Source organism: Micromonospora sp. AMSO31t (assembly GCF_008868175.1).
In the GTDB taxonomy this organism is placed as follows: domain Bacteria; phylum Actinomycetota; class Actinomycetes; order Mycobacteriales; family Micromonosporaceae; genus Micromonospora.
Window position 1 is genome coordinate 1 of record NZ_WBKT01000060.1, and the last position, 22,936, is coordinate 22,936.

Here is a 22,936-nt window from a genome sequence, read left to right on the forward strand (position 1 = left end):
GCTGTTGCGCCGCCGGGACATCGGCTGACACGGGGCGGGGGAGGGGACGTGGAGCGCGAGCGTGGCGACTGGGGGCCCCGGATCCTGGACGGCCTCGTCGCCCTGGCCCTGCTGGTGATCGGGCTGGCCGGCACCGCGCCGGCCGGCCTCAACCAGGGCGTGGACACCGGCCGCGTCACCTACCCGCTGGTCGTGGTGGCCGCGCTCGCGGTGGTCGTCCGCCGGCGCTGGCCGCTGGCCACCCTCGCGGTGGTCACCGCGGCGAGCACCGCCTACCTGGCGCTCGGCTACCCGTACGGGCCGATCCTGCTGTCGTTCTTCGTCGCGGTCTACACGGTGGCCGCGTACCGGCCGGTGCGGGTCGCGGCGGTGGCCAACGGGGTGGCGCTGCTCGCGCTGCTCACGCACGTCTTCGTCGGGGTGCGCCCGCCCGGCGTGGTCGGGCTGATGCCGGCCGCCGCCTGGGTGGTGGTGCCGTTCGCGGTGGGGGTCACCGTGCGGCTGGGCCGGGAGAACGCGGCGCGCAGCCGCACCGACGAGGCGCGCCGGCTGGCCGACGCCGAGCGGCTGCGGGTGGCCCGGGAGGTGCACGACGTGGTCGGCCACGGGCTCGCCGCCATCCACCTCCAGGCCGAGATCGCCCTGCACCTGCTGGCCCGCAAGCCCGAGCAGGCCGAGGCGGCGCTCACCGCGATCAGCCGCACCAGCAAGGAGGCGCTCGACGAGCTGCGGGTGACGCTGACCGTGGTCCGCCGCGACGAGGCCGCCGACGAGCGCGCCCCCGCGCCCGGGCTGGCCCAGCTCCCGCAGTTGCGCGAGCGGCTGGCCGGCGCGGGGCTCCCGGTCACCGTCGAGGTGGACGGGGCGCCCCGCCCGCTCCCGGTCGCGGTGGACCTGGCCGCCTACCGGGTGGTGCAGGAGGCGCTGACCAACGTGCTGCGGCACGCCGGACCGGCCACGGCCACCGTCCGGATCCGGTACGCGCCGACCGAGGTCGCCGTGGCGGTCACCGACACCGGCCGCGGCGCGGCCGCCCCGGCGGACCGCCCGGGCTACGGGCTGGCCGGCATGCGGGAGCGGGTCACCGCGCTGGGTGGCTCGTTCGCCGCCGGCCCCGCCTCCGCCGGCGGCTTCCGGGTGTCCGCCACACTGCCCGTGGAGGAGGTCGCATGATCCGTGTGTTGCTCGCCGACGACCAGGACCTGGTCCGGATCGGGCTGCGTGCCCTGGTGGAGAGCGAGGACGACCTCACCGTGGTCGGGGAGGCCGCCGACGGGCTCGCCGCCGTCGAGGCGGCCCGCCGGGAACGCCCCGACGTGGTGCTCATGGACGTCCGGATGCCCGGCGTCGACGGCATCGAGGCGACCCGCCGGATCGTCGCCGACCCGGCGCTGGCCGGCACCCGGGTGGTCGTGCTGACCACCTTCGAGCTGGACGAGTACGTCTTCGACGCGCTCCGGCACGGCGCCAGCGGCTTCCTCACCAAGGACACCCGCCCGGCCGAGTTGCTGCGGGCCATCCGGCTGGTCGCCGAGGGGGAGGCGCTGCTCTCCCCGTCGGTGACCCGGCGGGTGGTCCGGGAGTTCGCCACCCGGCCGGCCCGGGTGCCCCGCCCGCACCCCCGGCTCGACGCTCTCACCGACCGGGAACGCGAGGTGGTGGGCCTGGTCGGCGAGGGGCTGAGCAACGTCGAGATCGCCGAGCGGCTGGTGGTCAGCCCGGCGACCGCGCGGACCCACGTGAGCCGAGCCATGGTCAAGCTGGGCGCCCGGGACCGGGCGCAGCTGGTGGTCTTCGCGTACCAGTCCGGCCTGGTCGCCTCCTGACCGCTGCTGAACTTCGCACGATCTTGGTATTAAACGGCCCCCCTGAGGGCCATTTCCGTCCAAGATCTCCGGCGGCGACCGGCGGCGGCGGGCGACGGGCGACGGGTGGGTGGCGTGGCCGGGGCGGAGCGCGGGTGTGGGCGGCGGGCTACCCTAGCGGTGGGCTGGACACCTGCCCGGCCGCCTGTGCCCGCCGAAAACGACAAACGGGATGTTCGCGTGTTTGACACCTTGAGTGACCGCCTGTCCGGGATCTTCACCAAGCTCCGCGGCAAGGGTCGGCTCACCGACGCCGACATCGACGCCACCGCGCGCGAGATCCGCATGGCGCTGCTGGAGGCCGACGTCGCCCTGCCGGTCGTCAAGGGCTTCATCGCGAACGTCAAGGAGCGGGCACGCAGCGCCGAGGTCTCCCAGGCGCTCAACCCGGCCCAGCAGATCATCAAGATCGTCAACGAGGAGCTGATCAACGTCCTCGGCGGCGAGGGGCGGCGGCTCCAGTTCGCCAAGCACCCGCCGACCGTGATCATGCTGGCCGGTCTGCAGGGCTCCGGTAAGACCACCCTCGCCGGCAAGCTGGCCCGCTGGCTCAAGGCCCAGGGCCACCAGCCGCTGCTGGTCGCCGCCGACCTCCAGCGTCCCAACGCCGTCGGGCAGCTCCAGGTGCTCGGTGGCCGGGCCGGCGTCGAGGTGTACGCCCCGGAGCCCGGCAACGGCGTCGGCAACCCGGTGCAGGTCGCGCGCGACTCGATCGAGCACGCCCGGCGGGCCGCCCGGGACATCGTCATCGTCGACACGGCCGGCCGGCTCGGCATCGACGCCGAGATGATGCAGCAGGCCGCCGACATCCGCGACGCGGTCCAGCCCGACGAGGTCATCTTCGTCATCGACGCGATGGTCGGCCAGGACGCGGTCCGCACGGCCGAGGCGTTCCGGGACGGCGTCGGCATCTCCGGCGTGGTCCTCTCCAAGCTCGACGGCGACGCCCGCGGTGGCGCCGCGCTGTCGGTCCGGGAGGTCACCGGGCAGCCGATCCTGTTCGCCTCCACCGGCGAGAAGCTGGAGGACTTCGACGTCTTCCACCCCGACCGGATGGCCAGCCGGATCCTCGGCATGGGCGACGTCCTCACTCTGATCGAGCAGGCCGAGCAGGCCTTCGACGCCGATCAGAAGGAGAAGATGACCGCCAAGCTGATGGGCGGCGAGCAGTTCACCCTGGAGGACTTCCTCGACCAGCTCATCGCCGTGCGGCGGATGGGCCCGATCGCCAACGTGCTGGCCATGATGCCCGGCATGGGGCAGATGAAGGACCAGCTCGCCGAGCTGGACGACAAGCACTTCGACCGGGTCACCGCGATCATCCGGTCGATGACCCCGGCCGAGCGCACCACCCCGAAGATCATCAACGGCTCCCGCCGGGCCCGCATCGCCAGCGGCTCCGGGGTCACCGTGATGGACGTCAACCAGCTGCTCAACCGCTTTGCCGACGCGCAGAAGATGATGAAGCAGATGGGCGGCATGATGGGCCTGCCCGGTGGCGGCCGGCGCAAGGCGACCAAGTCGCCCAAGAACAAGCGCAAGGGCACCAAGGGCGGCGGGCGGCCGCGCACCGGCGCCGGGGTGCCGGGCGGCTTCCCGGGCGGCATGCCGCAGCTCCCCCCGGGCCTCGACCCGGGCGACCTGGCCGCCGGTCAGGGCCTGCCGCCGGGCTTCAAGCTGCCGAAGATCGACTTCAACAAGCTCGGCAAGGGCGACAACCGCCCCCGCTGACCCCGTGCCGGCGGCCCCGTCCCCAACTCCGGGGCGGGGCCGTCGCCGTGCGGTGGCGGGCTCGTAACACGCTCGCGGACGTGATCGGGTAGGACTGTGCACATGGCTCTGCATGTGCGCGGTGTGCTCCTGCCGGACGACGAGGTCCGGGACGTCTGGCTGGTCGGCGACCGGGTCACCTTCGAACCGGTGCCCGGCGCCGAGACGGTCGTCGACGGCGGTTTCGTGCTGCCCGGCCTGACCGACGCCCACTGCCACATCGGCATCGCCCGCGGCGGCGCCCCGATCACCTCCCTCGACCAGGCCCGCGAGCTGGCCCGCACCGACCGGGACGCCGGCGTGCTGGCCATCCGCGACGCCGGCTCGCCGTACCCGTACCCGGAACTCGACGACGAGCCGGACCTGCCGCGACTGGCCCGCGCCGGCCGGCACGTCGCGCCGCCGAAGCGCTACCTGCGCGACATCGGGGTGGAGGTCGGCGCGGCCGAGGTGGCCGCGACGGTGGCCGCGCAGGCCGCCGCCGGCAACGGCTGGGTCAAGCTGGTCGGCGACTGGATCGACCGCGGGGTCGGTGACCTGGCGCCGGCCTGGGACGCCGACACGATGACCGCCGCGGTCGCCGCCGCGCACGCCGCCGGGGTACGCGCGGCCGTGCACACCTTCTCCGAGTCGGCCGTCGAGATCATGGTGCGGGCCGGGGTGGACTCGGTGGAGCACGGCACCGGGTTGAGCCTCGACCTCGTCGACCTGATGGCCCGGCAGGGCACCGCGCTGGTCCCCACGATGATCAACATCCGTACCTTCGGCCACATCGCCGAGCAGGCCCGCGCGAAGTTCTCCGGGTACGCCGACCACATGCTCGCGCTGCGCGACCGGTTCCCCGAGGTGGTCCGTGCCGCGCACGAGGCGGGGGTGCCGATCTACGTGGGCACCGACGCGGGCGGCGGCATCAACCACGGGCTGGCCGCCGAGGAGATGCTGCTCCTGCACGAGCAGGCCGGCATGTCCGCCGAGGACGTGCTGGCCGCCGCCTCCTGGCGGGCCCGCGAGTGGCTCGGCTTCCCCGGCCTGGTGGAGGGCGGCCTGGCCGACCTGACCGTCTACCCCGAGGATCCCCGCCGCGACCTGCGCGTGGTCCGCACCCCGTCCCGCATCATCCTCCGCGGCCGGGTCCTCCCCACTTCTCGTTGATCAAGAAGTTTGCGTCGAGGGACGGGCCGTTCCTGACGCAAACTCCTTGATCAACCCGCCGGGTGGGTGGCGGCGCTGTGGAACAGGTGGAGGGCCAGGGTGGCCAGTTGGTCCGCGGTGTCGTCCACCGGGGACCGGGGGAGCACGATGTGGCTGACCACCAGGCGGACGATGGTGTCGGCGGCGAACGCGCGGGCCGCGGGGTCAGCCGCCGGCAGGTGCCGGTCGGCCCACTCCAGCAGGGCCGCGGACGACTCGGCCAGGACCAGTTCGGATCGGGTGGTCAGGTAGGGCAGCAGCTCGTCGGAGCCGCCCCGGGCACTGGTCAGGATCGCCTTGACCAGCGGATTGTCCGCGGCGGCGGCGAGGGTGTGCCGGATGGCCGCGTACGCGGCGGCCCGCACGTCCGCGCCGTGCGCGTCGAGGGCCGCGCGGACCTCCCCGACGAAGCGGTCCACCTCCCGCCGGGCGAGCGCCTCGGCCAGGCCGGCCTTGCTGCCGAACTCGTTGTAGACGGTCTGCCGGCTCACCCCGGCGGCCTGTGCCACCCCGCCCATCCGGACGCCGTCCCAGCCCGCGGCGATCGTCTGCGCGCGGGCGGCGTCCACGATCGCGTCCCGCAGCCGCTGCGCCGGCACCTCCGGCTCGGCGCGTCCGGCGCCGCGCGGCGACCCCGAGCAGTCGTTCGACACCTCCGGTGCGGCGCGTCCGGCGTCGCGCCGTGACCCGGAGCCGTCGTCTGGAAGCTCACCCATCGTCGTCGAAGTCTACGGTCGCGCGGCGCGACACGGCGCGCGCCGCCTCCCGGGCGCAGCGGCGGCCCGCCCGGCGCATAGGATGTGCGGTCATGGCACGCGTGCTCACTCCCCGTGCGGAGGACTTCCCCCGCTGGTACCAGGACCTGATCGCCAAGGCGAAGCTGGCCGACAACGGCCCGGTGCGGGGCACCATGGTCATCCGACCGGCGGGCTACGCCATCTGGGAGCGGATGCAGGCCGAGATGGACGCCCGGATCAAGGCGGCCGGCGCGGAGAACGCGTACTTCCCGCTCTTCATCCCGGAGAGCTACCTCAAGCGCGAGGCCGAGCACGTCGAGGGCTTCTCGCCGGAGCTGGCCGTCGTCACCCACGGTGGTGGCAAGCAGCTCGCCGAGCCGGTGGTGGTCCGCCCCACCAGCGAGACGGTGATCGGTGAGTTCATGGCCAAGTGGATCGACTCCTACCGGGACCTGCCGCTGCTGCTCAACCAGTGGGCGAACGTGGTCCGCTGGGAGCTGCGCCCCCGCATCTTCCTGCGCACCAGCGAGTTCCTCTGGCAGGAGGGGCACACGGCGCACGCGACCCGCGAGGACGCCCGGGCCTACGCCCGCCGGATCCTGCACGAGGCGTACGAGGACCTGATGGTCAACGTGCTCGGCATCCCCGTGGTGGTCGGCCTGAAGACCGCCCGCGAGCGCTTCGCCGGCGCGACCGCCACCTACACGTGCGAAGGCATGATGGGCGACGGCAAGGCGCTCCAGCTGGGCACCAGCCACGAGCTGGGTCAGAACTTCGCCAAGGCGTTCGACATCAGCTACTCCTCCGCCGAGGGCGGCCGGGAGCACGCCTGGACCACCTCGTGGGGCACCTCGACCCGCATGCTCGGCGGCCTCATCATGTGCCACGGCGACGACAACGGCCTGCGGGTGCCGCCGAAGCTGGCGCCGGTCCAGGCGTACGTGATGATCGTCAAGGACGGCGAGGGCGTCGCCGAGGCGGCGAACAAGCTGTGCGACGCGCTGCGCGACGCCGGGGTCCGGGTCGCGCTGGACGACCGGACCGACACGGCGTTCGGCCGCCGCGCGGTCGACGCCGAGCTGCGCGGCTACCCGGTGCGCGTCGAGGTCGGCCCCCGCGACCTGGCCGCCGGCAACGCGGTGGTGGTCCGGCGTACGGACGGCTCGAAGGCGCCGGTCCCGGTCGCCGACGTGGTGGGCGCGGTGCTCGCCGCGCTGGACGCGGACCAGCAGGCGCTGCACGACCAGGCGCTGGAGTTCCGGCGGTCCCACACCGTCGAGGTCGGCACGCTGGCCGAGGCGATCGAGGCGTCCGCCACCGGCTGGGCCACGGTGCCGTGGTCGGCGGTCGGCGTCGAGGGCGAGGCCGCGGCGAACGGCCAGGGCGTCACCGTCCGGTGCCTGCTGCGGGCCGACGGCTCGGTGCCGGACTCGGAGGACGAGCCCGACCTGGTGGCCGTCCTGGCCCGCGCCTACTGAGGTGCGTCCGGGTGATCCGGTCGACCGGTTCGCACCGGGTCGGCTGATCCTGCACCGCAACGTGCGGCACGGCCGGATCGGTTGGGTCCGGTCGGCCCGCGTGGTCCTCGACGACGACCGGGGGCTGGTGCTCTGGGTGGCCGGGGACGCGCCGGTGGCGCACGAGGTGACCGAGGCGGGCCTGGGCATGCGGGCCATGCCGTTCGCCGAGTGGATCACCTCGTCCTACCGGCTCGCCCAGGCCCGCTGGAACGGGCCGCCGGTGCTGAAGTTCCTGCCCACCGGCGCCGCCCATTCGGTCTGGTGGTTCCGGGACGACCGGGGCCGGTTCGCGAACTGGTACGTCAACCTGGAGGAGCCCGGCGTCCGCTGGGACGACGGCGCGGTGGCGGGGGTCGACATGGTCGACCAGGACCTGGACGTGGTGGTCCACCCGGACCTGAGCTGGGAATGGAAGGACGAGGACGAGTTCGCCGAGCGCCTCGCCTTCCCGGAGCACTACTGGGTGCCGGACGAGAAGGCGGTCCGGGCCGAGGGCGAGCGGGTGATTCGGATCGCCGAGGCCGGCGAGTTCCCCTTCGACGGCACCTGGTGCGACTTCACCCCGCCCGCGGACTGGGACGTACCGGACGAACTACCACCCGACTGGGACCGCCCCCCGGTCCGCTGATCCCGTGTCGTTCGTCACCGAGGCGGGCGACCCGGGTGAGCTGTCCGGGTCCGGTGTGAGAGATCCGGGACGGACATGGCAGAATGGGTCGCTGGTATCCGGCGCGCGTCCGGCGCCCTCTAACCCGGGCGCGTCGCCAGTTCACCGAGCAGTCTCCGGCCCAAACCCCACTGTGCCGGTCGGCGCTCACCCGCCACACCGCCCGCACCGGGCCGGTGAGATCGCAACAGGAGCGAAACAACTGTGGCCGTAAAGATCCGGCTCCTGCGGATGGGCAAGATCCGCAACCCGCAGTACCGCATCGTCGTCGCCGACTCGCGCACCAAGCGTGACGGTCGCGCGATCGAGTTCGTCGGTGTGTACCAGCCGAAGGAAGACCCTTCGGTGATCGAGGTCAAGTCGGAGCGGGTCCAGTACTGGCTGTCGGTCGGCGCGCAGCCGAGCGAGGCCGTGCAGCGCCTGCTGGAGCTGACCGGTGACTGGCAGAAGTTCAAGGGCCTGCCGGCCCCGCCGCCGCTGAAGGTCGCCCCGGAGCGGGCCGACCGCAAGGCGGCGTACGAGGCCGAGGCGAAGGCCGCCGCCGGCGTGGCGGACACCCCGGCCCCGGCCAAGAAGGCCGCCAAGGCTGCGGCTCCGGCCGCCGAGGCCAAGGCTGCCGCTCCGGCCGCCGAGGCCGAGGCGCCGAAGGCCGAGGAGCAGACCGGTGCCGAGTCCGGCGAGCAGGCCTGACATGGCGCTGCGTCCGGCCCTGGAGCACCTGGTCAAGGGGATCGTCGACCACCCGGACGACGTCCGGGTGCGCATGGTCGACTCCCGTCGGGGCAAGCGGCTCGAGGTCCGCGTGCACCCGGAGGACCTCGGCACGGTGATCGGGCGGTCCGGCCGGACCGCCAAGGCGCTGCGCCAGGTGATCGGCTCCATCGGTGGGCGCGGGGTGCGCGTCGACATCGTCGACTCGTACTGATGCTTCTCATCGTCGGCCGGATCGGCAAGCCGCACGGCATCCGCGGTGAGGTCACCGTGGAGGTGCGGACCGATGAGCCCGAAGCACGATTCGCCCCGGGGACGGTGCTGCGCACCGAACCCGGGGCGGTCGCGTCCCCGGAGCCCGGCGCCTACCGGGTGCCGGAGGGGTTGACCATCGAGGCCGCCCGCTGGCACCAGGGGCGGTTGCTGGTCAGCTTCGAGGGCGTGCTGGACCGCGACGTCGCCGAGGCGCTGCGCGGCACCCTGCTCGGCGTGGACAGCGCCGACGTCGCTCCGCCGGAGGACCCGGAGGAGTTCCTCGACCACCAGCTGGTCGGCCTGGCCGTGGTGACCCCGGCCGGCGAGCGGCTGGGCGAGGTGGCCCGCATCGACCACGCCCCCGCCTCCGACCTGCTGGTGCTGCGGCGCCCCGAGGGGCGCACCGCGCTCATCCCGTTCGTCAAGGCGATCGTGCCCGAGGTCGACGTCGCCGGCGGACGTGTGGTGGTGGAGCTGCCCGCCGGGCTGCTCGACCTCTGACTGGAGTCACCCCCTCATGCGCGTCGACATCGTGTCGATCTTCCCCGAGTACTTCGCCCCGCTGGACCTGTCGCTGATCGGAAAGGCGCGGGCGGGCGGCACGCTGCGGCTGGCCGTACACGATCTGCGGACCTGGACCCACGACGTGCACCGCACGGTCGACGACACCCCCTACGGCGGCGGCCCGGGCATGGTGATGCGGCCGGAGCCGTGGGGTGAGGCCCTCGACGCCCTGGCCCCCGACGAGCTGAGCCCGGACGGGCACACCCTGCCCCGGCTGCTCGTCCCGTCACCGGCCGGCGTCCCGTTCACCCAGGCCATGGCCCACGAGCTGGCCGCCGAGTCGCACCTGCTGTTCGCCTGCGGCCGCTACGAGGGCATCGACCAGCGGGTGCTCGACCACGCGGCGGCCCGGATGCGGGTGACCGAGGTCTCGCTGGGCGACTACGTGCTCTTCGGCGGCGAGGTGGCCGTGCTGGTCATCCTGGAGGCGGTCACCCGGCTGCTGCCCGGGGTGCTCGGCAACGCCGGCTCGCTCGACGAGGAGTCGCACGCGCACGGGCTGCTGGAAGCCCCGATGTACACCAAGCCGGCGGAGTGGCGCGGGCACGAGGTGCCCGAGGTGCTCCGCTCCGGCGACCACGGGAAGATCGCCCGCTGGCGGCGCGACGAGGCGCTGCTGCGGACGGCGGCCCGCCGCCCCGACATGATCTCCGCGCTGCCGCCGGAGAGCCTGGACAAGCGGGACCGGGCGGCGTTGGACCGGGGCGGATTTCAGCCCCGGGCGGGTGATGTGGCAAAGTAGAGGGGTTGCCGCATCCGCCCACGCCGTGGGTGGCTGCGAGGACCCTCGACCGGGGTCGGCGTCGCCGGCCACCACCCGGGGGTCAGAATCACCCATCCGCGCATCGATTGACGGTGCGCCGTGAGCCTCACGAGGACGCAGCGATGAACATCCTGGACGCCCTTGACGCCCAGTCGAAGCGCGTTGACCTGCCCGACTTCCGCGCCGGTGACACCGTGAAGGTGCACGCGCGGGTCGTCGAGGGCAACCGGTCCCGGGTCCAGATCTTCCAGGGCGTCGTCATCCGCCGCCAGGGTGACGGTCTGCGCGAGACCTTCTCGGTCCGCAAGGTCAGCTTCGGTGTGGGTGTGGAGCGCACCTACCCGCTGAACAGCCCGGCCCTCGACCGGATCGAGGTCGTGACCCGCGGCGACGTGCGGCGCGCCAAGCTCTACTACCTGCGTGAGCTGCGGGGTAAGAAGGCCAAGATCAAGGAGCTGCGCGAGAAGCAGCCGGCGAGCTGAATTTCCCCTCGCCACGCCGCCTGACCTGTGCGGATGTCGTATCGACCGGAGCGCATTACCCTGGTCGTACGGGCGCCGGGGGACGGCGCGCCGCGTCCACTCGACGCGGTGTCACAGCGGTCCACTACCGCCCGTGGGGTCTCTCCAGGAGACTCCCGGGCGGTAGTGTCGTTTCCGCGGACCGGAGAGTGGCATGGTGCAGATGCTTGACGAGGACGGCACCGTCGACCCGTGGCGCCGGCGGCGGCGCACCCGCCGGCAGATGCCGCTGTGGCAGGAACTGCCCCTGCTCCTCGTCGTCGCCTTCTGCCTCGCGGTGCTGATCCGCACCTTCCTGCTCCAGGCGTTCTTCATCCCCTCCGGGTCGATGGAGAACACCCTGCTCATCGGCGACCGCGTGCTGGTCAACAAGGTCGTCTACGACGTCCGCGACCCGGTCCGCGGCGAGGTGGTCGTGTTCCGGGGCACCGACCGGTGGGTCGCCCAGGAGGCCCCCGCGCCGCCGACCAACTTCGCCGGCAAGGTCGGCCGCACCCTCGGTGACCTCGTGGGGATCAGCCGCCCCGGCGAGAAGGACTTCATCAAGCGGGTCATCGGCGTGCCCGGCGACAAGGTCTGGTGCTGCGACAAGGGCCGGGTCGTGGTCAACGGCGTGCCGTTGGAGGAGCAGGGCTACGTCTTCGAGGACTCGCCGGTCGAGCTTCCGCCGAACCCGAAGGAGTGCCGCTCCCGGCAGTTCACCGAGATCGTCGTGCCGCCGGGGCAGATCTTCGTGATGGGCGACCACCGGCTGGTCTCCCAGGACGCCCGGTGCCAGGGCCCGGTGCCGATCGACAACGTGGTCGGCCGTGCCTTCATGATCGTCTGGCCGTCCCAGCGGTGGACCAGCCTGCCGGTCCCGGAGACCTTCGACGACCTGCCCCCACCGAACGCCGCGCCGGCCGGGCCGGCCCCGGTGGACCCCGACCCGGTGGGCGGCGTCGTGCTGATCCTCCCGGTCACGGCCGCGCTCTCCGTTCTCGCGCGTTCGGGGCGACTGCGCCAGGGGCGGGGACGTAGGCTCCACCCGTGATTGACGAGCAGACCGAGAAGCCGCGCAGTTCCTTCTGGAAGGAGCTGCCCATCCTCCTGGGCGTGGCGATCCTGGTCGCAGTGCTGGTTCGTGCCTTCGTGCTGCAGACCTTCTTCATCCCCTCGCCGTCGATGGAGAACACCCTCAAGATCGACGATCGGGTGCTGGTCAACAAGCTGGTGTACGACTTCCGCTCGCCGCACCGCGGCGAAGTGATCGTCTTCAAGGCGCCCACCGAGTGGAGCGGCAACCCGCAGGGCGAGGACTTCATCAAGCGGGTGATCGGGGTCGGCGGGGACCACGTGATCTGCTGCGACCGCACCGGCCCACAGGAGCGGCTGGTCATCAACGGCAAGCCGATCGACGAGCCGTTCATCTTCCCCGGCAACAAGCCCGCCGACCAGGATTTCGACATCACCGTGCCGAAGGGTCGGCTCTGGGTGATGGGCGACCACCGGGAGGCGTCCGGGGATTCGCTGGAGCACTGGCAGCAGTCCGGCGAGGACATCACCGAGGCCACCATCCCGGAGGACCAGGTGATCGGGCGGGCCTTCACGATCTTCTGGCCGGTCGGCCGGGCGACCTGGCTCAGCGTGCCGGACCAGTTCGACGGAATCCCCAATCCCTGACCTGTCGGCCCGAGTCCGTGAACGACGCCCGCCCCGGGGAGCCGGAGGGCGTGGCCGTTCGTCGGAGGCGTCTGGCAGGCTTGTGCGGTGACCGTCTACACCCCTCGTCGCGCGGCCCGGGTGCTGCTCGTCGACGCGTCCGACCGGGTGCTGCTGTTCGAGGGCAGTGATCCGGCCCGGCCGGGCCACCGCTACTGGTTCACCCCGGGCGGCGGCCTCGACCCGGGGGAGACCCCGGCCGCGGGCGCGGCACGCGAGCTGGCCGAGGAGACCGGGCTGCGGCTCACCCCGGCCGAGCTGGGCGCCCCGGTGTGGGCGGAGACGGTCGAGTTCCCGTTCGACGGGGTCTGGTACCGGCAGGAGCAGGAGTTCTTCCTGGTCCGGGTGCCGACCTGGGAGGTCGACACGGCCGGCTTCGACGAGGTCGAGCGGGCCAGCGTGCACGGCCACCGCTGGTGGTCGGCCGGCGAGCTGGCCGCCACGACCGAGCGCTACTACCCGCCGGACCTGGCGGACCGGCTCACCCGCGCGCTCGCCGGGGGTGTGCCGTGCTGACCCCGCCGCGCACCGTGGTACGCCGCGACGGCGGCCTCTACGCGCTGGAGCGGGCGCTGCAACGGCGCGGCTTCCGGCACGTGGCCGGCGCGGACGAGGCCGGCCGGGGCGCCTGTGCCGGGCCGCTGGTGGCCGCCGCGGCGATCCTGCCGGAGGGGCGGCGCGGCGAGATCGACGAGCTGGCCGACTCGAAGCTGCTGACCCCGGCGGCCCGGGAGCGGGTCTACGAGGAGGTCGTGGCGCGGGCCCTGGCGTACGCGGTGGTGATCATCCCCGCCGAGGAGGTCGACGCGCGCGGGCTGCACGTGTGCAACCTGGCCGCCATGCGCCGGGCGCTCGCCTCGCTGACCACCCGCCCGGAATACGTGCTGACCGACGGCTTCGGCGTGGACGGGCTGGACGTGCCCGGGCTGGCGGTGTGGAAGGGGGACCGGGTGGCCGCCTGCGTGGCGGCGGCGAGCGTGCTCGCCAAGGTCACCCGGGACCGGATCATGGTGGACCTGGACGAGCGGCACCCGGGCTACGGCTTCGCCGAGCACAAGGGCTACATCACCCCCGAGCACAGCGCCGCGCTGCGCGAGCGGGGGCCCTGCCGGGAACACCGCTTCTCGTATGTGAACGTGGCCACCGTCTCGGGACGGGACGGGCGGCCGCCCCGCTCCCGCCGGCCGGCTGCCGGCAGCCCGGACGAGGTGCTCTTCGGCGCCCCGGATGGTGCGTTCGACGACGGCCCGGACGAGCCGATGGAGCGCTCCGACGCGGCAGGGGGTACCGTCGGCGTGGCGTTGGGCGAGCAGCCGCGACCTCCGGCGTCGGTGGGGGAAGATGTGGTCATGGAAGGCGGAGTGCGATGAGCGCGGAAGATCTCGAGAAGTACGAAACCGAGATGGAGCTGCAGCTCTACCGGGAGTACCGCGACATTGTCCGCCAATTCTCCTACGTGGTGGAGACCGAGCGCCGCTTCTACCTGGCGAACCAGGTCGACCTGCACGTGCGTAACTCGGACGGCGAGGTCTACTTCGAGGTCGAGATGCACGACGCCTGGGTGTGGGACATGTACCGCCCCGCCCGTTTCGTCAAGAATGTCCGCGTGATGACGTTCAAGGACGTCAATGTGGAAGAGCTCGAAAAGCCCGACATCTCGCTTCCCGCAGATTCCGGATTCGGGGGCTGACCGCGGCGGCCGGCGGGCCCGAAGGCCCGACCGACCGCCCCGAGGCGGATCACTCCGCCAGCACGACCACCTCGACCCGCTGCACCAGGTTGTTCGCGAACCCGCCCCGGTTCCACGGCTGCTCGACCGGCTGGGTCCGCCCCGAGGCGTCGACCGCCCGGGCGCCCAGCACGTGCCGCCCCGGCGTGGCCCGCCACGACACCTGCCACCGCCGCCACGCCCACTCGCCCCCGGTGGGCTCGTCCAGGCTCGCCGGCACCCACGTCGTACCGCCGTCGAAGGTCACCTCGACGCCCGTCACGGGCGCGTGCCCCGACCAGGCCCGACCGTCCATCGTGCACGGGCCCGGCCGCAGCACCCGGGTGCGCGACATGAAGTCCGGGAAGCCCGGCGGGCGGACCAGCGCGCGGGGCTCGATCCGGGTCACCGGCACGCCGGGGTCGTCGGCGTCCTGCCGCAGCCGGTACGCCACGGCGTTCTGGTAGCCGTCGAACGGCTCGGTCAGCACCCGGATGTCGCGCAGCCACTTGACGTGCGCCATGCCGTACCAGCCGGGCACGATCAGCCGCAGCGGCGCACCGTGCTGCGGGAGCAGGGGAGCGCCGTTCATCTCGTACGCCAGCAGCACCTCCTCGCGCAGCGCGTCCGCCACCGGCAGCGCGCGCTGGTAGTCCTGCTCGACGCCGCGCTCCACCCCGTGGTCCGCGCCGGTGAAGACCACGTCCACCGCGTCGGCCGCCACCCCGGCCTCCCGCAGCAGCGGCGCCAGCGGGGTGCCCGTCCACTCGGCGTTGCCCACCGCCTCCACCAGCCACGGCTGGCTCACCGGGCGGGGCTGCAGCAGCGCCCGGCCGTTCCCCGCGCACTCCATCGTCACCCGGCGGGTGACCCGGGGCCGCTCCCGCAGGGCCGCCAGGTCCAGGCGGAGCGGACTCGCGACCGCGCCACCCACGGTCAGCGCGTGCGCCGCCGGGTCGACGTCCGGGATGTCGTAGTGGATGAGCAGGTAGTGCAGCCCGGCCGGGGTCACGTCGTAGCGCAGCGCCTCCAGCGGGATGCCGTGGTTGCGCGCCGCCAACTGGAGTTCCTCGGCGCTGATCGCCTCGTCCGGTCCGGCGACCCGGGAGGGCCGGCTCACGTCGTCCACGGTGGTCATCTCGCTGCTCCTCGGCCTGTTCAGTGGTGGGTGAGACGGCCGTAGCCGATGAACTCGAACATCGTCGCGCCCGGCTCCAGCGGGCGGGGCCGGCCGCCGAAGCGGTGCACGCCGACGCCGACCCTCTCGGCCGGGCTGCTCACCGCGACCGGCGTGAAGCCCTCCTCGGCGAACCAGTCGCAGATGGTGGGCACCAGGTCCGGTTCGCCGCGGTGCCGGGTCCAGAACACCGTGCCGCCGGTGGCGCAGAGCGAGGCGCAGTGCCGCACGGTGGCCCGGATGTCGGCGTCGGTGATGTTGCCGAAGATGCCGCACACCAGGACGAGGTCCGCCGGCACCAGGTCGGCGTACCGGTCGGTCGACGCCGCGTCCCCGACGACCACCTCCACGCCGGTCAGCCCCGCCTCGGTGACGGCCCGCCGGGCGACCTCGGCGTTGCGCGGGTCCAGCTCCACGAGGCGGGCCGTCACGTCCCGGCCGCGCGGATGGCCGGCGAGCACCGGGATGAGGTCCCGCCCCTGCCCGGCGCAGAGGCTGATCGCCCGCAGCGGCCCGGGCGGCGCGCCGTCCAGCGCCTCCGCGATGCGGTCCCGCACCTCGGCGAGCCGCCGGGACAGGGAGGAATCGGGCTGGTCGTAGTCGGTGTGCCAGGCGTACCAGTCCTTCGTCACGCGGCCAGCATAGGTGGCGCGCCGGTAGCAGACCGGTCCCGTGGGCGGGGGTGTGTCCACAGGTGGGCCGCTGTCCACAGTGGCGGTCTCCGGGTGGTCGCGGGGGTGCTGCGGGACCGGCAGAGTGCGGTGGCGTGTGGATCCTGTCGAGCCGGGCCGGCGCGGCCCTCGTGATCGTGCTGCTCGTCGCCCCGGCCCTGCCGGTGGCGCGTCCGGCGCCGGCCGGTGCCGGGGTGGCGCCCAACGCCCCGCCGCCGACGCCGTCGTCTCCGCTGGCCGTGGCCGTGCGGCCACCGGGCTCGCCCGGCGCGTCCGTGGCCGGCGCGCCCGTGGGGCGGTTCCGCTGGCCGCTGGCCGGCACGCCGCGCGTCACGCGCCGCTTCGACCCGCCGCCCGAGCCCTGGCTGCCCGGGCACCGGGGCGTGGACCTGGCCGGCACCCCGGACGCCCAGGTCCGCTCGGCGGGCGCCGGGGTGGTCCTCTTCGCCGGCACGGTGGCCGGGCGGCCGGTGGTCACCGTCGGGCACGCCGACGGGCTGCGCACCACCTACGAGCCGGTCCTCCCCGGCCCGGCGGCCGGTGCCCGCGTCGCCGCCGGCACACCGATCGGCCTGCTGAGCGCCGGGCACCCTGGCTGCGTCGCGGCGGCGTGCCTGCACTGGGGGCTGCGCCGGGGCGAGGAGTACCTGGACCCGCTCGCCCTGCTCGGGCTCGGCCCCGTCCGGCTGCTCCCGCTCGATCCGCCGCCCGCCGCGCCCGCCGCTCAGCCCTGGGCGAGCAGCGTGGGCAGCCGGACGGCCAGCCGGTCGTACTCGTCGGGGGTGTTGTAGACCTGGCCGCACAGGCGCAGGTAGCCACGTCCGTTCCAGGCGGCCGTCGACACCTCGACCGAGAGCCGGTCCGCGATCCGGGCCCGCAGGTCCCGGGCCGCGTCCATCGTCGTGGCGAGGCCCGGCGGCAGCGGGATCAGCCGCATGGCGACCGTCGGTCCGCCGGGCTCCGGCAGATCGGCCGGCGCCACCCCGAGCGCGTCCCCGACCACCCGTTGCCCGTACGCGGCCAGCGCCGCGTTGTGCGCCCGCACCCGGTCCAGGCCGAGGCTGCGCAGGGTGAACAGGCCGACCGGGGCGGCCAGCCAGCCGGTGTAGTCGAGGGTCGCCTGCCACTCCACCCGGGTGGGGAACCCGCTGCCCTGCTCCCAGGAGACGACCAGCGGTTGGATCCGCTCCCGCCACCGCTCGGCCACCACCAACGCGGCGGTGCCGCGCGGCGCGTACGCCCACTTGTGCAGGTTGCCCACCCAGAAGTCGGCGCCGACCGAGGCCACCGTGGTCGGCAGCATGCCCGGGGCGTGCGCGGCGTCGACCAGCACCGGCACCCCGTGCTCCCGGGCCACCCCGACGATCGCCGCCGTCGGGAACAGCCGGGCCGTGGGCGAGGCGATCTCGTCGACGATCAGCAGCCTGGTCCGCCCGGGACGCAGCCCGGCCCGGACGATCTCCACCACCTCCTCGTCGGTGGCGGTCAGCGGCACGGGCAGCATCCGCGACACCGCGCCGGTCCGGGCGCACTCCCGGTCCACCGAGAAGCCGACCGCCCCGTACCCGTGGTCGGTGGTCACCACCTCGTCGCCGGGACCCAGCCCGAGCGACTGGAGCACGATGGCGGCGCCGGCGGTGGCGTTGCCGACCAGGGCGGTGCCCTCCGGATCCGCGCCGAGGAAGGTGGCCAGGTGCCGCCGGGTGTGGGCGATCCGGTCCACCAGACCCTGGGTGAAGAAGCGGAGCGGGTTGGCCTCCATCTCGTCACGCAGGCGCTGCTGGGCGCGCTGCACGGCGATCGGGACGGCGCCGAACGATCCGTGGTTGAGGTGGCTGACCGACGGGTCGAGAGAGAAGAGCAGCCGAGCCCCGGGGATCGGCTCGGGCGGCTGCGGAACCGTCATCGGGCGATCGTAGCCCGCCGTGGATCATCAGCCCGCCGCTTCCGCCCGGGTTCCGGCTCGGCATGAGGCCGCCGCTCTCCGGCGCACGCACCAGCCCTCAGCCGGGCAGCTTCAGGTAGCGCAGGCCGCCGCGGTCAGGCTCGCGGGTGTGCCTGCCGGTACGCCGCCCGCAGCCGCTCCACCGACACGTGGGTGTAGATCTGCGTGCTGGCCAGCGAGGAGTGCCCCAACAGCTCCTGCACGGCGCGCAGGTCCGCGCCGCCCTCCAGCAGGTGGGTGGCCGCCGAGTGCCGCAGCCCGTGCGGGGTCACCCGCGGCAGGCCGGCGGCCTCGGCGTACCCGCCGACGATCCGGCGGGCCGTGGTGGGGTTGAGCCGGCCGCCCCGGGCCCCTAGCAGCAGCGCGCTGTCCGAGCGGCGCCCCGCCAGGGCCGGCCGGCCCTGGGTCAGCCACGCGTCCAGGGCTCGCTGCGCGGGCAGCCCGTAGGGCACGGCGCGTTCGCGCCCTCCCTTGCCGAGCACGCGGACCACCCGGCGGGCCTGGTCGACGTCGGTGACGTCCAGGCCGCAGGCTTCGCTGATCCGCACCCCGGTGCCGTAGAGCAGTTCGAGCAGCAGCCGGTCCCGCAGCAGCACCGGGTCGGGCTCGTCGTTCCCGCTCCCGGTCCGGGTGTCGTCCTCGTCCCGGGTCCGTGTGGCGTCGTCGACGTCGGCCGTCGTCCGGCTCCGGTCCGGGGCGTCCATCAGCGCGGCGGCCTGGTCGGCCCGCAGGACGATGGGCAGCTCGCGGTGCGCCCTGGGACTGGCCAGCGGCGCGGCCACGTCGCCGGCCAGCAGGCCGGCCCGGTGCGCCCAGGCGCTGAACGTGCGGGCGGCGGCGGCCCGCCGGGCGAGTGACGTCCGCGCCGCGCCCATCGTCCGCTGCTTCGCCAGCCAGCTCCGCAGCACGGTCAGGTCCAGCTCCGACAGGTCGGCGCAGCCCATCCGCACCGCGTGGTCGAGCAGCGAGACGAGATCCGTCACGTACGCCCGCACGGTGTGCGCGGAACGGTTGCGCACCCCGGCCAGGTGGTCGGCGAAGTCGTCCACCGCCTCCCGCATCGGTGCCGGGAGCGCCTCGTGGGCCGCCCGCGTGCCCCGCCGCTGGTCAGTCACCGGGGACTCCCGCTGACCCGTCGGCGCCGAGGACGCCCGCCGGCACGTCCGGCGCACGGTGGCCGCCCTGCGTGCCGACGGCCTGCTGGCCGGCCCGGTGGCGCCTCGGGGCGCCCCGGCGCGGTGAACGGGCGGTCGGGGGACACCGGTTCAGCCTACGGGCGTGGACGGGTGGCGGCCGGCCGCCGCTCAGTGCCGGAACAGGGGTGCCGGCCGGCCGTCGTTCCGGGCCGGAGCCCGCTGACCGTCGGCGGGGCGCCGTCGGGGTCCGACGGGCGGTCGCATCGGCGGCGTGACGGGAACCGAACCTGACGCGGCGCGGCACGCCGTTCGGGGTGGCTGACCTGGGCCTGGACAGGGGAAACTGTTCCTACGAACAGGACAGTGGCAACGTGCGCGGGTCGCCGGTGGGCGAACGGGCGGCGTTGCCGGCAGGTGCCGACACCCCGTCACGGCGGGCGGCTGGGCGCTGGGGGCGCACCGGCGAGGTGGCGGCGCGGAGGGTGACACGCGAGACGGATCGGAACGGGCGTCCCGGGGGTGGCGACGCCGGTGGGAGGAGGGACCGAGCGTGGGGGTGGATGCCGTCCTCTACCGGCAGGTGCGGGCCGGGCCCGTTCGCCGCCGACCGTCGTACGTCTCGACCGACGTGGTGGCGGACCCGCACGACGTCCTGCTGGACCTGCTCAAGCGGGTCCGGGGCGGCGGCCGTACGCCGCTGCTGGACCGGATCGACCCGCTCGGCGAGCTGGTGGTCGACGTCGAGGGGGTGCCGCAACTGCTGGTTGAGCTGCGCTGCCTGGCCGAGGTGGCCCGGGCGCCCGCGGAGGTCGACCAGGTCCGCCGGCTGGACCTCCTGGCCCGGCGCTGCCAGAACAGCCGCGACGCCGAGATCCGGTTCGAGGGTGACTGAGCGCACGGACAGCCTCGGCCAGGTCAACTCTGCGGAGCGGCGGACGTACCCGGACTGACGCCTGTCGGCGCCCGGCCGGCCCGGGTCGCGCGCTCCGGCGGCGGCGCGAGGGCGTAGCCGTCGTCGCGGCGCACCACCAGGGCCAGTTCCTCCAACATGGAAAGCTTGCGCATCGCGGTACGCAGGTCCACGCCGGCGCGCGCCGCGACGCGCTCCACGCCGATCGCCTTCCGCCGGGGCAGCGCCTCCAGCACCTGGGCCGCCTCGTCGTCGAGCTGGTCCCGGGGGCGCTCCGGCGCGCGGGCGGGCGGCGCCAGGTCGTAACCGATCCGCCCCACCTCCTCCAGCACGTGGGCGGTGCCGGTCACGAGCCGCGCCCTGGGTTGCTCGCGGAGCGCCTCGTGCGCGCCGACCGACATGGCCGAGGTGACCGGCCCCGGCACCACCATCGCCGGCCGCCCGACGCCGATCGCGCGGTTGAGCGTCTGGGTGGCGCCGCTGCGGGCCGACGCCTCCACGAGCACCGTGCCCGCGGTCGCCGCCGCGATCACCCGGTTGCGGATGAGGAACCGGGGCCGCAGCGGTTCGGCCCCGGGCATCCACTCGCTCACCAGCAGGCCGCTCTCGGCGATCCGGTCGAACAGCGCGGCGTTGCCCATCGGGTACGGGCGGTCCAGACCACAGGCCAGCACGGCGACCGTGAGCCCGCCTGCGGTCAGCGCGCCGCGGTGCGCGGCGGAGTCGATGCCGAACGCCCCGCCGGAGACCACCGTCCAGTCCCGGTCGGCCAGCCCGTAGCCCAGCTCGGTGGCGACGTGCGTGCCGTACGGGGTGGCCGCCCGGGCGCCGACCACGGCGACGGATCGCGCCAACGCCTCGCCCAGCGGCCACGCCCCGCGTACCCAGAAGCAGAGCGGTGGGGCGGTCTCCAGGTCGACCCGGCGACCGGTCCCGGACAGCTGGAGCGCCCGTAGGTCCGCCACCTGGGCCGGCCACTCCTCGTCCTCGGGGGTGACCATCCGCGCGCCGAGCCGCTCGGTGCGGCGCAGCGCCTGCTCCGCCACCACTCGCGCGTCACCGGCGGCGGAGCGGGCCGCCACGGCCGACCGGAGTGCGGGGTCGGGCGCGCCGCCGTCCAGGAGCTGGTCGAGCGCCGCGACCGGGCCGAGCTGGTCGACCAGCCGGTGCACCGACCGGGTGCCCGGCTCGGCGAGCCAGGTCAACGCGACCCGCGCCAGCAGGCGTTCCTCCGTCCCGCTCATGCGCCCTCTCCCGTCCTCAGTTGGATGGCCTCCGCGATGTCCCCGCCGTCGGGGCGGTCCCGCCCGTCCAGGTCGGCGATGGTCCAGGCGAGCCGGATCACCCGGTCGAAGCCGCGTGCCGACAGCGATCCCGTGTCGAGCCGCTTCCGCAGCTCCCCGGTGTCCCGTCCGGGTAGCCGCCACGGTGACCGGCGCAGGTACGGACCGGGGATCTCGGCGTTGAGCCGCAGACCGGTCGGGGCCCAGCGGTCGGCGGCGGCCCGGCGTGCCGCGGCGACCCGCGCCGCGACCGTCGCGGACGACTCGTTGGCTGTGCCGGTCTGCAACAGCTCGGCCGCACGCACCGGGGGCAGCCGCACCTGCACGTCGACCCGGTCGAGCAGCGGGCCGGAGAGCCGGCCCAGGTAGCGCCGCCGGGCCAGCGGCGTGCACTCGCAGTCGACGTCGCCCGACGGCTTCGCGCAGGGACACGGGTTCGCCGCCAGCACCAACTGCGTGCGGGCCAGGTATTCGGTCGAGCCCTGGCTCCGGGCGACCTGGACCCGGCCGTTCTCCAGCGGTTGGCGCAACGCCTCCAGCGCACCCTTGCTGAACTCGGGGGCCTCGTCGAGGAAGAGCACGCCCCGGTGCGCCAGCGACAGCGCCCCGGGCCGGGCCAGCCCGGACCCGCCGCCCACCAGCGCGGGCACCGTCGCGGTGTGGTGCGGTGCCTGGAACGGGGGCCGGCGGAGCAACCGGCCACCGGTCGGCAGCAGGCCGGCGATCGAGTGCAGGGCGGTGACCTCCAGGGCGGCGTCGTCGTCGAGCTCCGGCAGGACCGACGGCAGCCGCTCGGCGAGCATGGTCTTGCCGGCGCCCGGCGGGCCGAGCAGCGCCAGGTGGTGACCGCCGGCCGCCGCCACCTCCAGCGCCCGGCGGCCGAGCCGCTGCCCGGCCACGTCGGCGAGATCCGGCCCACCGGTCACCGGAGCGGGCGCGTCGGCCGGCGGGGCGAGCAGCGGCGTGCCGTCCCGGACGAAGGCGACCAGGCGGTGCAGGGTGTCCACGGCGCGGACGTGGACGCCGGGGATCACCGCCGCCTCGGGGGCGTTGCCGGCCGGCACCACGACCTGGGCGAACCCGGCCCGGGCGGCGGCGGCCACCATCGGCAGCACGCCGCGTACCGGGCGGACGGTGCCGTCGAGGCCCAGCTCGCCGAGGACCACCGTGGCGTCCAGCGGCACGAGCGGCAGCTCGCCCGAGCCACCGAGCACCGCCACGGCGATGGCCAGGTCGAAGGCGGAGCCGTACTTCGGCAGGGTGGCCGGCAGCAGGTTGAGGGTGATCCGGCGGTTCGGCCACTTCTGGCCCGAGTTGACGATGGCCGCGCGGACCCGGTCCCGGGCCTCGTGCAGCGCGGTGTCGGGCAGGCCCGAGATCGCCACGCCGGGCAGCCCGGGGGCCAGGTCGGCCTCCACCTCGACCACGTGCCCGGCCATCCCGACCAGGCCGACGCAGAGCACCTTGGCGTAGCTCATGGTCAGAACGCGCCCCTCAGGTGCTCGACCCGGGCCGGTCCGGCGACCGGGAGCCGGACCGCCAGGACGTCGAAGCGGACCTCGTCGGCGGTCGTGCCCGTCGCGGCGAGCCAGCGCGCCGCCAGCCCGCGCAGCCGGCGCGCCTTGGCCCGCACCACCGCCTCGGCCGGACTGCCGAAGTCCTCCGTGCGCCGGGTCTTCACCTCGCAGAAGGCGAGCACCGGCCCCTCCCAGGCGATGATGTCGATCTCCCCCTCGGGGCACCGCCAGTTCCGGGCGACCGGGCGCAGCCCCGCCTCGATCAGGTGCCGGACCGCGCACCGCTCGCCGTACGCCCCGACGGCCTGGTTCCGCTTCGTCATG

25 protein-coding genes and 2 pseudogenes are annotated in these 22,936 nt (G+C 74.5%); 18 read left to right on the top strand and 9 right to left on the bottom strand.

Features of this window, described 5'->3' with window-relative positions; translation table 11 throughout:
- Positions 1-48 precede the first annotated feature (48 nt).
- The 4 genes from F8274_RS15585 to F8274_RS15600 all read left to right on the top strand — a co-directional run bounded on the left by F8274_RS15585 (position 49) and on the right by F8274_RS15600 (position 4,787).
- The gene (locus F8274_RS15585) at positions 49-1,173 is read left to right on the top strand and encodes a sensor histidine kinase (RefSeq protein ID WP_151463116.1); all 1,125 of its coding nucleotides are present in this window, start codon (positions 49-51) and stop codon (positions 1,171-1,173) included.
- Positions 1,170-1,826 (top strand): response regulator transcription factor, encoded by a 657-nt coding sequence (locus F8274_RS15590; protein ID WP_151463117.1) that lies wholly within the window; start codon positions 1,170-1,172, stop codon positions 1,824-1,826. Before F8274_RS15585 ends, F8274_RS15590 begins: the two co-directional genes overlap by 4 nt.
- Before the next feature lie 219 nt (positions 1,827-2,045).
- Entirely contained in the window at positions 2,046-3,596 is a 1,551-nt protein-coding gene (gene ffh / locus F8274_RS15595) for a signal recognition particle protein (RefSeq protein WP_151463118.1), read from the top strand.
- Positions 3,597-3,698: 102 nt separating this feature from the next.
- Complete coding sequence (locus F8274_RS15600) at positions 3,699-4,787, top strand: amidohydrolase family protein (RefSeq protein ID WP_151463119.1); 1,089 nt, start codon at positions 3,699-3,701, stop codon at positions 4,785-4,787.
- A gap of 50 nt (positions 4,788-4,837) precedes the next feature.
- On the opposite strand, the gene F8274_RS15605 is transcribed toward F8274_RS15600, so the two are convergent.
- A complete protein-coding gene (locus F8274_RS15605; protein WP_225853815.1) occupies positions 4,838-5,410 on the bottom strand; it encodes a TetR/AcrR family transcriptional regulator in 573 nt (190 codons plus the stop codon).
- A 224-nt stretch (positions 5,411-5,634) separates the two neighbouring features.
- Between F8274_RS15605 and proS the strand changes: the two genes are divergently transcribed.
- The 12 genes from proS to F8274_RS15665 all read left to right on the top strand — a co-directional run bounded on the left by proS (position 5,635) and on the right by F8274_RS15665 (position 13,955).
- On the top strand, positions 5,635-7,041 hold the full coding sequence (gene proS / locus F8274_RS15610) for a proline--tRNA ligase (RefSeq protein ID WP_151463121.1): 1,407 nt from the start codon (positions 5,635-5,637) through the stop codon (positions 7,039-7,041).
- A gap of 1 nt (position 7,042) precedes the next feature.
- Entirely contained in the window at positions 7,043-7,711 is a 669-nt protein-coding gene (locus F8274_RS15615) for a DUF402 domain-containing protein (RefSeq protein WP_151463122.1), read from the top strand.
- A 243-nt stretch (positions 7,712-7,954) separates the two neighbouring features.
- A complete protein-coding gene (gene rpsP, locus F8274_RS15620) occupies positions 7,955-8,440 on the top strand; it encodes a 30S ribosomal protein S16 (RefSeq protein ID WP_151463123.1) in 486 nt (161 codons plus the stop codon).
- Entirely contained in the window at positions 8,415-8,675 is a 261-nt protein-coding gene (locus F8274_RS15625; RefSeq protein ID WP_030500803.1) for an RNA-binding protein, read from the top strand. Before rpsP ends, F8274_RS15625 begins: the two co-directional genes overlap by 26 nt.
- The gene (rimM, locus tag F8274_RS15630; RefSeq protein WP_151463124.1) at positions 8,675-9,217 is read left to right on the top strand and encodes a ribosome maturation factor RimM; all 543 of its coding nucleotides are present in this window, start codon (positions 8,675-8,677) and stop codon (positions 9,215-9,217) included. Before F8274_RS15625 ends, rimM begins: the two co-directional genes overlap by 1 nt.
- A 16-nt stretch (positions 9,218-9,233) precedes the next feature.
- Positions 9,234-10,022 (top strand): tRNA (guanosine(37)-N1)-methyltransferase TrmD, encoded by a 789-nt coding sequence (gene trmD / locus F8274_RS15635; RefSeq protein WP_151463125.1) that lies wholly within the window; start codon positions 9,234-9,236, stop codon positions 10,020-10,022.
- Positions 10,023-10,165: 143 nt separating this feature from the next.
- Complete coding sequence (rplS, locus tag F8274_RS15640; protein ID WP_107077631.1) at positions 10,166-10,525, top strand: 50S ribosomal protein L19; 360 nt, start codon at positions 10,166-10,168, stop codon at positions 10,523-10,525.
- A gap of 193 nt (positions 10,526-10,718) precedes the next feature.
- Complete coding sequence (gene lepB, locus F8274_RS15645; RefSeq protein WP_151463126.1) at positions 10,719-11,597, top strand: signal peptidase I; 879 nt, start codon at positions 10,719-10,721, stop codon at positions 11,595-11,597.
- The gene (gene lepB / locus F8274_RS15650; RefSeq protein ID WP_151463127.1) at positions 11,594-12,226 is read left to right on the top strand and encodes a signal peptidase I; all 633 of its coding nucleotides are present in this window, start codon (positions 11,594-11,596) and stop codon (positions 12,224-12,226) included. Before lepB (F8274_RS15645) ends, lepB (F8274_RS15650) begins: the two co-directional genes overlap by 4 nt.
- Positions 12,227-12,313: 87 nt before the next feature.
- The gene (locus tag F8274_RS15655) at positions 12,314-12,781 is read left to right on the top strand and encodes an NUDIX hydrolase (RefSeq protein ID WP_151463128.1); all 468 of its coding nucleotides are present in this window, start codon (positions 12,314-12,316) and stop codon (positions 12,779-12,781) included.
- Positions 12,775-13,635, top strand: coding sequence for a ribonuclease HII (locus tag F8274_RS15660; protein ID WP_151463129.1), 861 nt, complete (start codon positions 12,775-12,777; stop codon positions 13,633-13,635). The genes F8274_RS15655 and F8274_RS15660 overlap by 7 nt, the downstream gene beginning before the upstream one ends.
- The gene (locus F8274_RS15665; RefSeq protein WP_007075222.1) at positions 13,632-13,955 is read left to right on the top strand and encodes a DUF2469 domain-containing protein; all 324 of its coding nucleotides are present in this window, start codon (positions 13,632-13,634) and stop codon (positions 13,953-13,955) included. Before F8274_RS15660 ends, F8274_RS15665 begins: the two co-directional genes overlap by 4 nt.
- A 49-nt stretch (positions 13,956-14,004) precedes the next feature.
- On the opposite strand, the gene F8274_RS15670 is transcribed toward F8274_RS15665, so the two are convergent.
- Complete coding sequence (locus tag F8274_RS15670; protein WP_151463130.1) at positions 14,005-15,111, bottom strand: sulfite oxidase; 1,107 nt, start codon at positions 15,109-15,111, stop codon at positions 14,005-14,007.
- 20 nt (positions 15,112-15,131) lie between these two features.
- The gene (locus tag F8274_RS15675) at positions 15,132-15,782 is read right to left on the bottom strand and encodes a class I SAM-dependent methyltransferase (RefSeq protein WP_151463131.1); all 651 of its coding nucleotides are present in this window, start codon (positions 15,780-15,782) and stop codon (positions 15,132-15,134) included.
- A 143-nt stretch (positions 15,783-15,925) separates the two neighbouring features.
- Between F8274_RS15675 and F8274_RS15680 the strand changes: the two genes are divergently transcribed.
- Positions 15,926-16,612, top strand: coding sequence for a M23 family metallopeptidase (locus F8274_RS15680; protein ID WP_192579852.1), 687 nt, complete (start codon positions 15,926-15,928; stop codon positions 16,610-16,612).
- On the opposite strand, the gene F8274_RS15685 is transcribed toward F8274_RS15680, so the two are convergent.
- From F8274_RS15685 to F8274_RS32650, 3 genes and pseudogenes are all read right to left on the bottom strand, one after another.
- Complete coding sequence (locus F8274_RS15685) at positions 16,546-17,727, bottom strand: aminotransferase class V-fold PLP-dependent enzyme (protein ID WP_151463133.1); 1,182 nt, start codon at positions 17,725-17,727, stop codon at positions 16,546-16,548. The two genes, F8274_RS15680 and F8274_RS15685, sit on opposite strands and share 67 nt — an antisense overlap.
- A 134-nt stretch (positions 17,728-17,861) precedes the next feature.
- Positions 17,862-18,368 (bottom strand): annotated as a pseudogene (locus F8274_RS32645) (tyrosine-type recombinase/integrase); the annotation flags it as partial.
- Between the two features lie 98 nt (positions 18,369-18,466).
- Positions 18,467-18,827 (bottom strand): annotated as a pseudogene (locus F8274_RS32650) (site-specific integrase); the annotation flags it as partial.
- A gap of 625 nt (positions 18,828-19,452) precedes the next feature.
- Between F8274_RS32650 and F8274_RS15695 the strand changes: the two are divergent.
- Positions 19,453-19,794, top strand: coding sequence for a hypothetical protein (locus F8274_RS15695; protein WP_151463134.1), 342 nt, complete (start codon positions 19,453-19,455; stop codon positions 19,792-19,794).
- Positions 19,795-19,817: 23 nt separating this feature from the next.
- Here the strand turns inward: F8274_RS15695 and F8274_RS15700 are convergent, their stop codons facing one another.
- The 3 genes from F8274_RS15700 to F8274_RS15710 are packed head-to-tail and all read right to left on the bottom strand — an operon-like array spanning position 19,818 to position 22,935.
- Positions 19,818-21,056 carry a DNA-processing protein DprA gene (locus tag F8274_RS15700; RefSeq protein ID WP_151463135.1) on the bottom strand — a complete coding sequence of 413 codons (1,239 nt, stop codon included), beginning with the start codon at positions 21,054-21,056 and terminating at the stop codon, positions 19,818-19,820.
- On the bottom strand, positions 21,053-22,573 hold the full coding sequence (locus tag F8274_RS15705) for a YifB family Mg chelatase-like AAA ATPase (RefSeq protein ID WP_151463136.1): 1,521 nt from the start codon (positions 22,571-22,573) through the stop codon (positions 21,053-21,055). The genes F8274_RS15700 and F8274_RS15705 overlap by 4 nt, the downstream gene beginning before the upstream one ends.
- A 2-nt stretch (positions 22,574-22,575) precedes the next feature.
- Positions 22,576-22,935, bottom strand: coding sequence for a YraN family protein (locus tag F8274_RS15710; protein WP_151463137.1), 360 nt, complete (start codon positions 22,933-22,935; stop codon positions 22,576-22,578).
- Between the last annotated feature and the right edge of the window lies 1 nt (position 22,936).

Bases quoted from the DNA above. Each gene is read 5' to 3' on its own strand.
- F8274_RS15590 (WP_151463117.1), top strand. From the start codon at position 1,170: ATGATCCGTGTGTTGCTCGCCGACGACCAGGACCTGGTCCGGATCGGG.
- F8274_RS15600 (WP_151463119.1), top strand. From the start codon at position 3,699: ATGGCTCTGCATGTGCGCGGTGTGCTCCTGCCGGACGACGAGGTCCGG.
- proS (WP_151463121.1), top strand. From the start codon at position 5,635: ATGGCACGCGTGCTCACTCCCCGTGCGGAGGACTTCCCCCGCTGGTAC.
- rimM (WP_151463124.1), top strand. From the start codon at position 8,675: ATGCTTCTCATCGTCGGCCGGATCGGCAAGCCGCACGGCATCCGCGGT.
- trmD (WP_151463125.1), top strand. From the start codon at position 9,234: ATGCGCGTCGACATCGTGTCGATCTTCCCCGAGTACTTCGCCCCGCTG.
- rplS (WP_107077631.1), top strand. From the start codon at position 10,166: ATGAACATCCTGGACGCCCTTGACGCCCAGTCGAAGCGCGTTGACCTG.
- lepB (WP_151463126.1), top strand. From the start codon at position 10,719: ATGGTGCAGATGCTTGACGAGGACGGCACCGTCGACCCGTGGCGCCGG.
- F8274_RS15665 (WP_007075222.1), top strand. From the start codon at position 13,632: ATGAGCGCGGAAGATCTCGAGAAGTACGAAACCGAGATGGAGCTGCAG.
- F8274_RS15670 (WP_151463130.1), bottom strand. From the start codon at position 15,111: ATGACCACCGTGGACGACGTGAGCCGGCCCTCCCGGGTCGCCGGACCG.
- F8274_RS15685 (WP_151463133.1), bottom strand. From the start codon at position 17,727: ATGACGGTTCCGCAGCCGCCCGAGCCGATCCCCGGGGCTCGGCTGCTC.
- F8274_RS15700 (WP_151463135.1), bottom strand. From the start codon at position 21,056: ATGAGCGGGACGGAGGAACGCCTGCTGGCGCGGGTCGCGTTGACCTGG.
- F8274_RS15705 (WP_151463136.1), bottom strand. From the start codon at position 22,573: ATGAGCTACGCCAAGGTGCTCTGCGTCGGCCTGGTCGGGATGGCCGGG.
- F8274_RS15710 (WP_151463137.1), bottom strand. From the start codon at position 22,935: ATGACGAAGCGGAACCAGGCCGTCGGGGCGTACGGCGAGCGGTGCGCG.